13 protein-coding genes are annotated in these 13,671 nt (G+C 29.3%); 12 read left to right on the forward strand and 1 reads right to left on the reverse strand.

The window, feature by feature from the left end:
- The first annotated feature begins 2 nt into the window (after positions 1 to 2).
- The 9 genes from fmt to CLHOM_RS05525 are packed head-to-tail and all read left to right on the forward strand — an operon-like array spanning position 3 to position 8,870.
- A complete protein-coding gene (fmt, locus tag CLHOM_RS05485) occupies positions 3 to 932 on the forward strand; it encodes a methionyl-tRNA formyltransferase (protein ID WP_052220690.1) in 930 nt (309 codons plus the stop codon).
- Positions 933 to 959: 27 nt separating this feature from the next.
- Positions 960 to 1,640 carry a zinc metallopeptidase gene (locus CLHOM_RS05490; RefSeq protein ID WP_052220691.1) on the forward strand — a complete coding sequence of 227 codons (681 nt, stop codon included), beginning with the start codon at positions 960 to 962 and terminating at the stop codon, positions 1,638 to 1,640.
- Between the two features lie 24 nt (positions 1,641 to 1,664).
- Positions 1,665 to 2,993, forward strand: a complete 1,329-nt coding sequence (gene rsmB, locus CLHOM_RS05495) for a 16S rRNA (cytosine(967)-C(5))-methyltransferase RsmB (protein WP_052220692.1) — start codon at positions 1,665 to 1,667, stop codon at positions 2,991 to 2,993.
- A 7-nt stretch (positions 2,994 to 3,000) separates the two neighbouring features.
- Complete coding sequence (gene rlmN, locus CLHOM_RS05500) at positions 3,001 to 4,032, forward strand: dual-specificity RNA methyltransferase RlmN (RefSeq protein WP_052220693.1); 1,032 nt, start codon at positions 3,001 to 3,003, stop codon at positions 4,030 to 4,032.
- Between the two features lie 29 nt (positions 4,033 to 4,061).
- Entirely contained in the window at positions 4,062 to 4,838 is a 777-nt protein-coding gene (locus CLHOM_RS05505) for a Stp1/IreP family PP2C-type Ser/Thr phosphatase (RefSeq protein ID WP_052220694.1), read from the forward strand.
- Positions 4,813 to 6,702 carry a Stk1 family PASTA domain-containing Ser/Thr kinase gene (pknB, locus tag CLHOM_RS05510; protein ID WP_052220695.1) on the forward strand — a complete coding sequence of 630 codons (1,890 nt, stop codon included), beginning with the start codon at positions 4,813 to 4,815 and terminating at the stop codon, positions 6,700 to 6,702. The genes CLHOM_RS05505 and pknB overlap by 26 nt, the downstream gene beginning before the upstream one ends.
- Before the next feature lie 16 nt (positions 6,703 to 6,718).
- Positions 6,719 to 7,588: a ribosome small subunit-dependent GTPase A gene (gene rsgA / locus CLHOM_RS05515; protein ID WP_052220696.1), complete on the forward strand. Its 870-nt coding sequence runs from the start codon at positions 6,719 to 6,721 to the stop codon at positions 7,586 to 7,588.
- Positions 7,582 to 8,232: a ribulose-phosphate 3-epimerase gene (gene rpe, locus CLHOM_RS05520; RefSeq protein ID WP_052220697.1), complete on the forward strand. Its 651-nt coding sequence runs from the start codon at positions 7,582 to 7,584 to the stop codon at positions 8,230 to 8,232. The genes rsgA and rpe overlap by 7 nt, the downstream gene beginning before the upstream one ends.
- A 2-nt stretch (positions 8,233 to 8,234) precedes the next feature.
- Positions 8,235 to 8,870 carry a thiamine diphosphokinase gene (locus CLHOM_RS05525; RefSeq protein WP_052220698.1) on the forward strand — a complete coding sequence of 212 codons (636 nt, stop codon included), beginning with the start codon at positions 8,235 to 8,237 and terminating at the stop codon, positions 8,868 to 8,870.
- A 237-nt stretch (positions 8,871 to 9,107) separates the two neighbouring features.
- Here the strand turns inward: CLHOM_RS05525 and rpmB are convergent, their stop codons facing one another.
- On the reverse strand, positions 9,108 to 9,299 hold the full coding sequence (gene rpmB, locus CLHOM_RS05530) for a 50S ribosomal protein L28 (protein WP_052220699.1): 192 nt from the start codon (positions 9,297 to 9,299) through the stop codon (positions 9,108 to 9,110).
- 199 nt (positions 9,300 to 9,498) lie between these two features.
- On the opposite strand from rpmB, the gene CLHOM_RS05535 reads away from it, so the two are divergent.
- Genes CLHOM_RS05535 through recG form a run of 3 tightly spaced genes read left to right on the forward strand, consistent with a single transcriptional unit; the run spans position 9,499 to position 13,605 of the window.
- The gene (locus CLHOM_RS05535; protein ID WP_052220700.1) at positions 9,499 to 9,846 is read left to right on the forward strand and encodes an Asp23/Gls24 family envelope stress response protein; all 348 of its coding nucleotides are present in this window, start codon (positions 9,499 to 9,501) and stop codon (positions 9,844 to 9,846) included.
- 13 nt (positions 9,847 to 9,859) lie between these two features.
- On the forward strand, positions 9,860 to 11,527 hold the full coding sequence (locus CLHOM_RS05540) for a DAK2 domain-containing protein (RefSeq protein WP_052220701.1): 1,668 nt from the start codon (positions 9,860 to 9,862) through the stop codon (positions 11,525 to 11,527).
- 50 nt (positions 11,528 to 11,577) lie between these two features.
- The gene (recG, locus tag CLHOM_RS05545; protein ID WP_052220702.1) at positions 11,578 to 13,605 is read left to right on the forward strand and encodes an ATP-dependent DNA helicase RecG; all 2,028 of its coding nucleotides are present in this window, start codon (positions 11,578 to 11,580) and stop codon (positions 13,603 to 13,605) included.
- The last annotated feature ends 66 nt before the right edge of the window (positions 13,606 to 13,671 follow it).

A 13,671-nucleotide genomic window follows, 5' to 3' on the forward strand; every position in this document is an offset into this window, starting at 1 on the left:
TAATGAAGATAATTTTCATGGGAACTCCTGATTTTGCAGTTCCTTCTTTGCAAGCTCTAATTGACAACTTCGGTGTAGAGGCAGTTTTTACTCAACCTGACAAGCCAAAAGGAAGAGGGAAAAGTCTTGCCATGTCTCCAGTAAAAGAACTAGCTTTAAAATACAATATTAAAGTGCTGCAGCCGCATAAATTAAGAAAAGAAGAAGAGGCGATTGAAAGCTTAAGAGCAATTAAACCAGATTTTATTGTAGTTGTAGCTTATGGTCAAATTTTATCTAAAGAAGTTCTTGAAATTCCTAAATATGCTTGCATTAATTTACATGCTTCGCTGCTTCCAAAATATAGAGGTGCAGCTCCAATTAACTGGGCTATAATAAAGGGTGAAGAAAAAACAGGAAATACAACTATGCTTATGGATGTAGGCTTAGATACAGGTGATATGCTTTTAAAACAAGAAGTTAATATCCATAGAGATATGACTGCAGGAGAATTACATGATATTTTAATGAACAAAGGTGCCGAATTATTAGTAGAAACTATTAATAAAATGTATGAGGATAAAATTGTTCCTGAAAAACAAACGGAAACAGATACTATATATGCTTCTATGTTAAATAAAGAAATGGCTAAGATAAATTGGGATATGTCCTCAAAAGATATTCATAATTTAATTAGAGGATTAAATCCCTGGCCAGTAGCTTATACTAATTATAATGGAGTTGTAATGAAAATATATAAGGCAGAGCCAATATCAGAAGAACATAAGTATATGCCTGGAACTATAATAGATGTTTCACAAAAAGGAATTAAAGTTTCTTGTAAAGATGGTGCAATATTAGTAAAAGAGATACAATTTCCAGGAAAAAAAGTTTTGACTGTGGAACAATATACAAGAGGAAATGTTATCGAAAAAGGTACTATTTTAACATAACAATTGTATATGAAAGGAGTGGTATAAATGTTACCATTTTATGATTGGACATTTATTATAATAATTCCTGCTTTAGTTTTATCAGCTTGGGCACAAATTAAAGTTAGCTCATCCTTTAATAAATACTCAAAAATTACTACTATTAATGGCTATACAGGTGAAAAGGTAGCTAGAATGCTTCTTGATTCTAATGGACTTTATGATGTTCCAATAGAACTAATAAATGGTAAGCTTACTGATCATTATGATCCTAGAAATAGAGTTATGAGATTATCAAGGGAAGTTTTTTATGGAGATTCAGTTGCATCAATTGGTGTCGCAGCACATGAAACAGGTCATGCAATACAGCATAATGAAAGATATTCTCCACTTGAAATAAGAAATGCTATTGTGCCGGCAGTAAACTTTAGTTCAAGAGCATCTTGGATAATCTTTTTGCTTGGAATGTTTTTGGGACTTGGCTATTTTGTTAACATCGGAATAATCTTGTTTATTGCTGTAGTAATTTTTCAACTTATAACACTTCCAGTTGAATTTGATGCCTCTAATAGAGCTTTAAAGATATTACAACAAAGAAATATATTATATGGAAATGAAATTAAAGGAGCAAAGGCTGTTTTGTCAGCAGCCGCAATGACTTATGTAGCAGCAGCTATTATGTCACTTTTACAACTTGTTAGACTAATTGCTATAAGTAGGGAAGACTAAAATAAATATGAATGGAGACACATGATGAAAAATGCTAGAAAATTATGTGTAGATATTTTAAATACTGTATTTTCTAATGAAGGATATTCAAATATAATTCTGAGAAATGAACTTAAAAAAAATAGTTTTAATGATAAAGACAAAGCTTTAATAACAGAAATAGTATATGGAACCATAAAATATAAATATACAATAGATAAGATTTTGAATTCTTTTCTTAAAAAAGGTATAGAAAGTTTAGAGCCATATGTTCTAAACATTTTGAGGAGTGCTATTTATCAAATAAGATACTTAGATAAGGTTCCAACCTTTGCTGCAGTTAATGAGGCAGTAGAGATAGCAAAGAAATACTCTTCTGTAAGTGCATCTAAATTGGTAAATGGGGTTTTGAGAAACTATATTAGGGATTCAGAAAAAACATATTATAATAAGAATAACTTGGTGGAGTCATTATGCTTCAACTATTCATTTGAAAAGTGGTTAGTGAATTTGTTTATGAAACAATATGGAGGAAAGATAACTGAAGAAATATTATCTGGTTTAAACGAAAGACCAGTAACCTCTGTTAGAGTAAACCCTTTAAAAATTAATTATGATGAAGCTTATGAAGAATTGGAAAGACTAGGATATGATATAGAAGAAGGATATGTTTGCCCGGAAGCTATTATTATTAATAAGGGCAAAAATATTGAAGATAACCAGCTATTTACAGAGGGCAAAATTACTGTTCAAGATGAAAGTGCTATGTTAGTTGCACCAGCCTTGGGCTTTTGTGAAGAATTAAAAATATTTGATTTATGTAGTGCACCCGGCGGTAAAAGTACTCATATATCTGAATTATCAAATGATAAAGCACAGATTATTGCTTTTGACATACACGAGAATAAATTGTCTCTAATAAAAGAAAACGCGTTTAGGTTGGGAATAAATAATATTTTATGTAGACAAATGGACGCTTCAACTTTTAATGAAGACCTTAAAGATATTGCAGATGCAGTTTTAATAGATGTACCTTGTTCTGGTTTGGGAATTATTAAGAAAAAACCAGAAATTAAGTATACGAAAAATAATAAGGCATTAGAAGATATAATACAAATTCAAAGAAAGATAATGCTCAATTCAATAAAATATGTAAAACCTAATGGAACTGTAATATATTCAACATGTACTTTAAATAAAAAAGAGAATATGGAAAATATTAATTGGCTAATAGAAAACTATCCCAATATTTCAATAGAACCAATTTATTTTGGCAATTTACCTAATCTTATTTATGAAAATGGAATGGTAACTATACTACCAAACAAATATATGGATGGATTTTTCATAGCAAAACTTAAAAGAAACTGGTAGGTGAATTATGCAAAATATTCTAGATTTCAGCTTAAAGGATTTAATTTTGTGGATGGAAGAAAATGGGCAAAGTAAATTTAGAGCTAAACAGGTTTTTGATTGGATTTATAAGAAGCAAAAGCTAGATTTTTCGCTAATGAGTAATTTACCTTCAAATATGAAACAAAAGTTAGCTGAAAATTTTCTCATAGGGATTCCCAAAGTACTTCAGGAATATAAATCTAATATAGATGGTACTCAAAAGTTTCTGTTTCAATATAGAGATGGAAATATTATTGAAGCAGTTGTTATGAAGTATAAGCATGGAAATACTATTTGCATTTCGACCCAGGTTGGCTGCAGAATGGGATGCAAATTTTGTGCTTCTACTATTGGTGGAGTTATAAGAAATTTATCACCAGGTGAATTGATAGGTCAAGTAATTAAAGCTCAAGAATCAATAGGTGAAAGAATTTCAAATGTTGTACTAATGGGAAGTGGTGAACCATTAGATAATTTTGATAATGTAATAAAATTTATATACTTAATTAATTCTGAAGAAACTCTAAATATTGGACAGCGTCATATTACCTTATCTACTTGTGGCATAGTAGAGAAAATAATGGAATTGGCTGATTTAAATTTACAGATAACTTTAGCAATATCATTACATGCTTCAAATGATGAGATGAGGAAGGAAATCATGCCAATAGCATATAAGTATACTTTGAAAGAATTAATTGAAGCATGCAAATACTATTATAATAAAACTAATAGAAGAATAACCTTTGAATATGCTTTAGTAAAAGGAATTAATGATAAGAAAGAAAGTGCAGAAGAACTATGCATAGTACTTAGAAAATTGCCTTGCCATGTTAATTTAATACCCGTAAATGAGATAGAAGAAAACAGCTTTATTAAATCAAGTGTCAATGATATTAACATTTTTAAAAATACTTTAACTAGTTTTGGAATCGAAACTACAATTAGAAGAGAAATGGGTTCAGATATAAATGCTGCCTGTGGGCAATTGAGGAGAAATTACATGAAGAGTGAATAGTATGTAATGTGTGATGGAGGGTAAGTTTTATGGGTGAGTTTTATAGAGAGAAAAACAGTAAATCAATTGGAATTTTGTCCGATGTTGGGAATACCAGGGACGTGAACGAAGATTATGTAGGTTTTTTTTCCAATGAAGAAATAAGTATGTATATTGTTGCTGACGGTATGGGGGGCCATAATGCAGGAGATGTAGCAAGCAAAATTGCAGTAGAGTCATGTATTGAGTATATTAAAAATTTAGGGGATTTAAATAACTTAGAAGAAGAGTTTCGAAATGCTATTTGTTATGCAAACAAAGTTGTGTATGAAACATCCATATCAAGTAATAATTTAAATGGTATGGGGACAACTATTACAGCTTGTTTAATTAAAGATAATAACGCCATTATAGCAAATGTTGGAGATAGCAGCTGTTATATAATAAAGGATAATTCAATAAAAAAGATTACAAAAGATCATTCTTTAGTACAAGAATTGGTAGATGATGGCAGTATTAGTGAAGAGGAGGCATTAAAACACCCAAATAAAAATATAATTACAAGAGCTCTTGGAACTAAGGAAAATGTTGAAGTAGATATCTATGCAATTGAATTAGATACAAAAATTAAATTTTTACTTTGTACAGATGGATTGACAAATGAAATTAGTAAAGAAGAAATTTATGATATAATAATAAATAATGATAATGAAGATGCAAGTAAATATTTAGTAGAGAGAAGCAAAGAAAAAGGTGGAAGAGATAATATTTCTGTGATTGTTTTTGAAGGAGAGTGCAAAAATGATAGGTACTATTCTAGGAAATAGATATGAGTTATTAGAAAAAATCGGTGAAGGCGGTATGGCTGAAGTTTATAAAGCTAAATGCCATCTATTAAACAGGTATGTTGCTGTAAAAATATTAAAATCACAATTTGTTGATAATATGGAGTTCGTAGCTAAATTTAAGCAAGAGGCCGCATCTGCTGCAAGTTTATCACATAACAATATTGTAAGTATTTATGATATTGGTTCAGAAAAAAATATTAATTACATAGTAATGGAATATATTGATGGAAAAACTTTGAAGGAAATTATAAATGAACAAAAGGTTCTTAGATATAATGAAGCTATAATTTTAGCTATTCAGATAGGAAAAGCATTAGAGTGCGCACATAAAAATAATATTATTCATAGGGATGTTAAACCACACAATATTCTTGTGACTAAGGATGGTGTAGTGAAAGTTACGGATTTTGGTATAGCTAAAGCTACTTCTTCAGTTACAATCACTAATTCTGATAGAATTCTTGGATCGGCTCATTATTTTTCTCCAGAACAGGCTAGAGGAAACTATGTTGATTGTAAAACTGATATATATTCATTAGGAATTATTCTTTATGAAATGGTAACTGGTAAACTTCCTTATGATGGAGATAGTCCTGTTTCTGTAGCAATAAAGCACATTCAAGAACAGGTAAAACCACCAAAAGAGGTAAATCCAAAGATACCAGAAAGCCTAAATAGATTAATTTTAAAGGCTATAGAAAAAGAACAATTTAGAAGATATCAAAGTGCAACTGAAATATTAAACGATCTTCAAAAAATTAAAGATAATCCTAATGTAGAGCTATCAATAGATAATAAAGAGAATGATTATACTATGATTATGAGGCCTATTCATGATTATGAAGATGAAGATTATGATGATATAGAAAATGATGAAATTGAAAATGTTTCAGGTGGCAGTGGTATAACTATGAAGAAAAAGAAAATATTAATAGTAAGTTTAATTGCGATTACAGTTATTTTAGTTGGGTTTATTTCTGCATATATGCTTTCAGGAGGCAAATTGAGTGGTGTTGATAAACCTACTGGTAAAGTTATAGTTCCTGATATTATAGGCTTAGATAAGGAAGAGGCTCAGAGGCTTGTTGAAGAAAAAGATTTGAAATTTGTTGCTACAACTGAAAGCAGTGATAAGCCAGCAGGAGTAGTTATTAATTGTTACCCATATCCAGGTACAGAAATTGATAGAAGTGAAAATGATGAAGTAAGAGTAATATTAAGCTCTGGACCAAAGGTATCAACAGTTCCAAATTTAATTGAGATAGAGTTTGAAGCAGCAAAAGAGTATCTAAAGGTATATAATTTAAAACTAGGTAAAGTAACATATGTTTTCAGCGATACAATTGATAAAGGTAAAGTAGCAGATCAATCTCCAAAACCTGATTCTCCTATTGGTACTAATACTACAGTGGATTTAGTAGTTAGTAATGGTTCAGAATCTAAAATGACTAAAGTACCAAATCTAGTTAACAAAAATGTTGATGAGGCAGAAGAACTCATAGTCAATGCAAAATTGAAATTAGGGGTTCTTACAAAAATAAAGACGCAGGACGAATCTAAAGATGGAATAGTAACAGTTCAAAGTATTGAGCCAAATAAAGAAGTTAAAGAAAACACTGTAATAAATTTAAGCTATTATGTATATGGTGATAAAAGTTTGATTATTGTTCCTAATTTTGTAAATAAAACAGTAAAAGAAGCTCGAAGAATTGCACAAAATTATGATTTGATTTTAGATGTAAGCGGAAGAGATGATTTTATTATAACAGTACAGGATACTTATGCTGGAAAAGAAGTTGAAGCAGGTACTGTTATTAAATTAACTAGTGAACCAAATCCATAATAAGCTAGGAGGAAAAATGGAAGGAACGATTATTAAAGGAATTGGCGGATTTTATTATGTAAAAATCAATAATGATATTATTGAATGCAAGGCAAGAGGCAAATTTAGAAGTAAAGGATTAGTTCCTATGGTAGGAGATAATGTAATTATTTCCATTAAAAATGATCAAGGAGCTATAGAGGATATTTGCAAAAGAAAAAATCAATTAATCAGGCCAGCAGTTTCTAATGTTTCCCAAGCTTTTGTTGTATTTGCATTAAAAAATCCGGAAATCAATTTAGAGCTTTTAAATAAGTTTTTATTGCAGTGTGAGATGAAAAATATAAAATCTATTGTATGTTTTAATAAAATAGATTTAGAAGAAAATTTTATTAATCATGAAGCAGTTAAGATGGTGGAAAGTGCTGGATATGAGTACGTCTTTTTAAATGCTAAAAAAGGTATTGGTCTCGATAAGATTAAAGATAAATTCAAAGGAAATGTCACCGTATTTTGTGGTCCTTCAGGAGTTGGAAAATCTACAATTTTAAATAAATTTGTAGGAACTGAATTAATGGAAACTGGAGACATAAGTGAAAAACTAAAAAGAGGAAAACATACTACAAGACACAGTGAATTAATTGAGATTTCTGGAGGGTTCCTAGTGGATACTCCAGGATTCTCTACTATTGAGCTTTCAATTAAAAGTAAGGAAAGTCTAAAAGAATTTTTCCCTGAATTTTTTAAATATGATTCCCAGTGTAAGTTTAATGGATGTATGCATTACAAAGAACCTGGATGCAGGATAAAACAAGCATTAGATGAGGGAGAAATTAACAACAATAGATATGATTTTTACATAAAAACGCTAGAAGAAATTATTAAAGGAGGAAAGGACAAATGGTAAAGTTATCACCATCCCTTTTATCAGCAGATTTTTCAAAGTTAGGAGAAGATGTATATAAATTAGAAAGATACGGAGCAGACCTTTTACACATAGACGTAATGGATGGAATGTTTGTTCCAAATATATCTTTTGGAGTTCCCATTATGAAGAGCATACGAAAGCTTACAAAGTTACCTTTCGATGTCCATTTAATGATTGAGGATCCTGCAAGGTATATTGAGGATTTTGTTAAAGCTGGAGCAGATATTATAACAGTTCATTATGAAGCTGATAGACATTTGGATAGAACAATAAATTATATAAAAAGCTTTGGAGTTAAAGCGGGTATTGCTTTAAATCCTGGTACACCAGTATCATCACTTAATAACCTGATAGGGATTGTAGATATGGTATTAATAATGTCTGTTAATCCCGGCTTTGGAGGTCAAAAATATATAAAGTACTGTTCAGAAAAGATTAAAGAGGTAAAAAAACTATCTGAAAAATACAATAAAGATTTATTAATTCAAGTTGATGGTGGTATAGGAGTAGATAATATTAAAGAAGTAATTGAAAGTGGAGCAAATGTTATTGTAGCAGGTTCATCGGTATTTAAGGATGGAAAATTAGAAGATAACATTAAAGCTTTAAAGGAAAAATATTAATCATGAAGTTTGTAATAATATCTGGAGGGAAAAAACCATCTCTTGACTTAATTAAAAAGGAATTATTAAATTCTAATTGTGTAATTTGTGCTGATAGTGGTGCTAATTCATTGTATGAATATGGAATTTATACAGACTATATTATCGGAGATTTAGACTCAATAAAAGAAGAAGCATTAGAGTTTTTTAGAAATACTAATACTGAAATATTGAAATATCCTCCAGAGAAAGATTATACAGATACTGAAATTGCTGTTGATAAAGCTATAAGCTTAGGAGCAAAGGAAATTGTTTTATTAGGTTGTACAGGAAGTAGACTGGATCACCTAATGGGCAACCTTGGAATGCTGCTAAAATGTCTTAGAAAAAATATTTTGGCTACAATGAAAGATGATAATAATGTTATTATGATAACGGATAAAAGTGTTACTATAAAAGGAAGTGCTCGCACTACCTTTTCTTTAGCGGCGTACTTTTCAGATGTATATAATTTAACTATAAACGGAGCTAAGTATTTACTTAAGGATTATTTTTTGAAAATAGGAGATCCAATAACTATTTCAAATGAATTCTTAGAAGAAAAAGTAAATATTGAATTTACAAAAGGAATTTTATTAATTATTTTTCCAACAGATTAGCAAGATGTGAAAAACATATCTTGCTATATTTTTTGTAACAAATTTTATTGTTAAGCATAAAATATAAATAGAATGAACTTTTTTTATTTAATAGCTATATATTAGGAGGGTATTATGAGAATTGTTGCTATTAAGGTACCTAAGTTTATATCTAAGATAATAAGAATATTTAAAAAAGGATGAAAATAAAAAATGCAATTGTTATACAATTGCATTTTTTATATAATATCCAAATTATTAAATAGCACGTTGAACTTTTCCAGAACGTAAGCATCTAGTACATACGCTGATTGTTTTAGGTGTACCACTAACTAGAGCTTTAACGCTTTTTATATTTGGAGACCATCTTCTCTTTGTTTGACGATGAGAATGGCTGTATTGAACGCCTGATATAACGCCTTTTCCACATACTTCGCATTTCTTTGACATTAATAACACCTCCTAAATGAAGATAATAATTCCATACGATAGAACGTCTTATATTGTAGCACAAAAATTGTGATTTTGGCAAGTAAAATATATTTCTAACAGTAAGAAAAAGTATATATATCATTAATTTTCTTGATTATATCATATATATATTATAAAATAAATAATATGTGTGAGTAATATACAAGGAGGAATTTGTATGCTTGGAATAACCAATAACTTTGGTTTGGTGAATTATTCTGACGAGGTTTTGGCAAATATTATTGGAGTTTCTACAATGGAATGCTATGGAGTAGTTGGTATGGCCTCAAGAAATGCTAAAGATGGACTTTGGGAGTTAATTAGAGCAGAAAGTTTAAGCAAGGGTGTTAAGCTTTATAATAAAGATAATAAATTGTGTATTGAATTATATATTATCGTTCAGTATGGAACAAAAATTTCAGTTATAGCAAATAATATTATTCAAAAGGTAAAATATAATATTGAGAAGTATACAGGATTAAATGTTGGAAGTATAACTGTAAATGTTCAAGGTGTAAGGGTCTAAGGAGGTACTAAAATTGGAACGTTTTAAGATAAATGGACATGATTTGCGGAATATGGTAATAAATGCAGCAAACAGTCTTCACGGAAAAAAGGAATATGTTAATTCTTTAAATGTATTTCCAGTACCAGATGGTGATACAGGTACAAACATGTCAATGACTTTTAAAAGTGCAGTATCAGAAATTGAGAATTTAGAAACAGTCTCCATATCTGAAGTTGCAAAACGTGTATCTAGAGGAGCCCTAATGGGAGCAAGAGGTAACTCAGGAGTTATTCTTTCACAGATTTTTAGGGGTATAGCTAAGGGAATGGAAGGATATGATGAAATAGATGCAGTTTCCTTTGCTAATTGTATAAAAGAAGGTGCTAATTTTGCTTATAAGGCTGTTATGAGACCTACTGAAGGTACAATTTTAACAATCATAAGAGCAGCAGGTGAAAGTGCCATAGAGGCAAATGAAAAGGATATAGTTGGATTATTAAAGAAGGTTTATGAACACTCTGAAGTTGTATTAAATAAGACTCCTGACATGCTTCCAGCTTTAAAAGAAGCTCAAGTAGTAGATGCAGGAGGAATGGGTCTTTTAATTATTTTTAAAGGAATGTATGAAGCTTTAAAAGACGGAATAAAATCTGATATTAAAGAAGATATAGACTCTCAAGAAGAAAGCAACTTTATTAAAAGTGCAAATATTAAACTGGAAGATATTAAATTCGGATACTGTACTGAGTTTTTTGTAATCTCAAAGAATGCAGCTGAAAATGCAAATACATTAAGAGATCAATTAGAACCTTTAGGAGATTCTATGATTGTAGTAGGGCTAGATGAAATAATAAAGGTACATATCCACACAAATGATCCAGGAAATATCTTATCTAAAGCTGTAAAATTCGGTGAATTATCAAAAATTAAAATTGATAATATGAGAGAACAACATAGGCAAATTCTAGAATTAGAATATGCTTCTACAAAATCTGATGATGTTGCACCTATTACAAATACCAATGTAATTAAAGAAAATGAGAAAGAATTTACATTTATATCAGTTGCAATGGGTAAAGGAATTAAACATATTTTTGAAGAACTAGGTGTCGACTATGTTATTGAAGGTGGTCAAACTATGAACCCTAGTACTCAAGACTTCATTGAACATATTAATAAAGCAAATGCAAAAAATATTTTTATTTTGCCTAATAATAAAAATATTATAATGGCTGCAGAGCAAGCGGCAGAATTATCAGAGAAAAATGTAATTGTACTACCAACAAAGACTATTCCTCAAGGAGTAACTGCACTTACAGTATTCAATGGAGAAATGTCTTTTGAAGATAATATTCAAGAAATGAAAGAAGCAATTAAAAAAGTTAATACTGGATCAATTACATATGCTGTTAGAGACACTGAAATGGATGGCAAAGTAATTAAAGAAGGAAATATTTTAGGATTAATTGAAGGTAAAATAGCTGAAGTTGGAAAAGATATTTATGAAGTTTGTAAAAATGTAATAGATAAAATGGTTACTGAAGAAAGTGAGCTAATTACAATTTTTTATGGTAAAGATTGTGATGAAGAAAAGGTTCAAGAATTTATTAATAGTATAGAAAAACAATACGAAGATTTAGATGTCCACTGCTATAGTGGAGAACAACCCTTATACTATTTTATTATCGCTGTTGAATAAGAAAAGCCTAAGGGCTTTTTTTGTTATAATTTTATTTGGAGTATGATTACATGAATATTAATGATGATATTACAGTAATGAAAGGTGTAGGACCTAAAACTAAAATTGCGCTAAACAAATGTGGAATATTTAAAATTCTTGATTTAATTTTATATTTTCCAAGAGACTATGAGTTTAATAGTTTTTTTGAAAGCATAGAGGAGGTTAAGGAAAGTAAAAGAGTTACAACGAAAGTTTTGATTAAGAATATTAAGAAGGATGCTTATATAAGAAGAAACCTGATTCTTTCTACAGTTTTAATCAAAAATGAAAATATATTATTAGAAGCTAAGTGGTTTAATCAACCTTATATTAAAAACAAAATTGAACTTAATAGAGAATATATTTTTTCAGGAACATTAAAAATAGAAAAAAATAAAAAGATATTTATAAATCCAGAAATTAAGAACGTTGAAAAATACAGTTGCAGTATAAAACCTAAATATAATTTAACAGCTGGTATTTCAAATAATCTTTTAAATAAGTTAATCAATGAAGTATTATCAAAATTTAAGTTTGTTGAATCGCTTCCTAATACAGTATTAACTAAATATAATTTATTCTCTTTAGACCAAGCCATTAGAAATATACACATTCCTGAAGATAATTATAAGCTTCAACAATCTAAGGAAAGGCTTAAATTCCAGGAGCTTTTTAGTTATTGCTTAAAGCTAGAAATGCTTAAAAAATATAGAGAAAATCAAGGGATTAGCTATAAAATTTCTCCAGAATTGAAATTGTTAAAGGAAAAGCTGCCATATAATTTGACAAATGCGCAAAATAGAGTTATAAGGGAAATTCTTATTGACGAAAAGAAAAGTAGGCCTATGAATAGGCTTGTTCAAGGAGACGTTGGATCTGGTAAAACAATAATAGCATTGATAGCATTATTTAATGCTATTAAAAATGGATATCAAGGTGTATTGATGGCTCCTACTGAAATATTAGCATCTCAGCATTTTGAGGAGGCAAAAAAACTTTTTTATGATTTTGGAGTAAATATTGGTTTACTTATAGGAAGTATATCTAAAACTGAAAAAAATAGAGTAAAAGAAGAATTAAAATTAGGTAAAATAGATTTAATTGTTGGTACTCATGCATTGCTAGAAGAAGATGTAGAGTTTTTTAACTTAGGGATTATAGTAACTGATGAACAACATAGATTTGGAGTTGGTCAAAGAAACAGATTACTAAATAAAAATAGTAATGTAGATGTACTAGTAATGTCAGCTACACCTATTCCTAGAACTCTTGCTTTGACTATGTATGGTGACTTGGAAGTTTCAGTAATTGATGAATTACCACCCGGAAGGAGTAAGGTAGATACATTTTTCATAGAGAAGAATAAAAGATACTTAGCATATGAATTTGCTCTTAAAGAGATAAAAAAAGGTACTCAAGTATACATTGTATGTCCATTAGTAGAAGAAAATGAAGAAATAAAAGTAATTTCTGTTGAAGAATTATTTGCAGAACTTAAACAAGAATATTTTAATGGTATTCCAATAGAAATGCTTTATGGGAAAATGCCTCCAAAGCATAAGGATGTTATAATTGAAAATTTTAGAGATAATAAAGTTAAAGTTTTGGTATCTACTACTGTTATTGAAGTAGGGGTAAATGTTCCCAATGCTACTGTTATGATTATAGAGAATGCAGAAAGATTTGGTTTATCGCAATTGCATCAACTAAGGGGAAGAGTTGGCAGAGGAAATAAAAAATCCTATTGCATTTTAATTAGCGATTTAAAAAGTGAAGTATCAAAAAAGAGAATGAATATAATAACGAAGAGTAATGATGGCTTTTATATTGCTGAAGAAGATTTAAAATTGAGAGGTAGCGGAGAAATTTTTGGGATGAATCAGCATGGTGAAGATGGTTTTAGCTTAGCAAATTTAATCGATGATATTAATTTATTAAAAATAGCTAGCAATGAAGCAAAAATTCTAGTTAAAAGTGATAAAAAGGAAGATATTATCATAAAAAATAAAATTATTGCAAAGTTAAAAGAAACATCTAAATTAATTTGTTTTAATTAATAATAATATGATAATTTTAAAATATTTTTGTATAATGACTTTATATATGTTAAAATGTGAGTTAAG

Source organism: Clostridium homopropionicum DSM 5847 (assembly GCF_001263795.1).
GTDB classification, from domain to species: domain Bacteria; phylum Bacillota; class Clostridia; order Clostridiales; family Clostridiaceae; genus Clostridium_H; species Clostridium_H homopropionicum.

What these genes read in the sequence shown, in the direction of transcription:
- fmt (WP_052220690.1), top strand. Translation starts at nt 3, where the DNA reads ATGAAGATAATTTTCATGGGAACTCCTGATTTTGCAGTTCCTTCTTTG.
- CLHOM_RS05490 (WP_052220691.1), top strand. Translation starts at nt 960, where the DNA reads ATGTTACCATTTTATGATTGGACATTTATTATAATAATTCCTGCTTTA.
- rsmB (WP_052220692.1), top strand. Translation starts at nt 1,665, where the DNA reads ATGAAAAATGCTAGAAAATTATGTGTAGATATTTTAAATACTGTATTT.
- rlmN (WP_052220693.1), top strand. Translation starts at nt 3,001, where the DNA reads ATGCAAAATATTCTAGATTTCAGCTTAAAGGATTTAATTTTGTGGATG.
- CLHOM_RS05505 (WP_052220694.1), top strand. Translation starts at nt 4,062, where the DNA reads ATGGGTGAGTTTTATAGAGAGAAAAACAGTAAATCAATTGGAATTTTG.
- pknB (WP_052220695.1), top strand. Translation starts at nt 4,813, where the DNA reads ATGATAGGTACTATTCTAGGAAATAGATATGAGTTATTAGAAAAAATC.
- rsgA (WP_052220696.1), top strand. Translation starts at nt 6,719, where the DNA reads ATGGAAGGAACGATTATTAAAGGAATTGGCGGATTTTATTATGTAAAA.
- rpe (WP_052220697.1), top strand. Translation starts at nt 7,582, where the DNA reads ATGGTAAAGTTATCACCATCCCTTTTATCAGCAGATTTTTCAAAGTTA.
- CLHOM_RS05525 (WP_052220698.1), top strand. Translation starts at nt 8,235, where the DNA reads ATGAAGTTTGTAATAATATCTGGAGGGAAAAAACCATCTCTTGACTTA.
- rpmB (WP_052220699.1), bottom strand. Translation starts at nt 9,299, where the DNA reads ATGTCAAAGAAATGCGAAGTATGTGGAAAAGGCGTTATATCAGGCGTT.
- CLHOM_RS05535 (WP_052220700.1), top strand. Translation starts at nt 9,499, where the DNA reads ATGCTTGGAATAACCAATAACTTTGGTTTGGTGAATTATTCTGACGAG.
- recG (WP_052220702.1), top strand. Translation starts at nt 11,578, where the DNA reads ATGAATATTAATGATGATATTACAGTAATGAAAGGTGTAGGACCTAAA.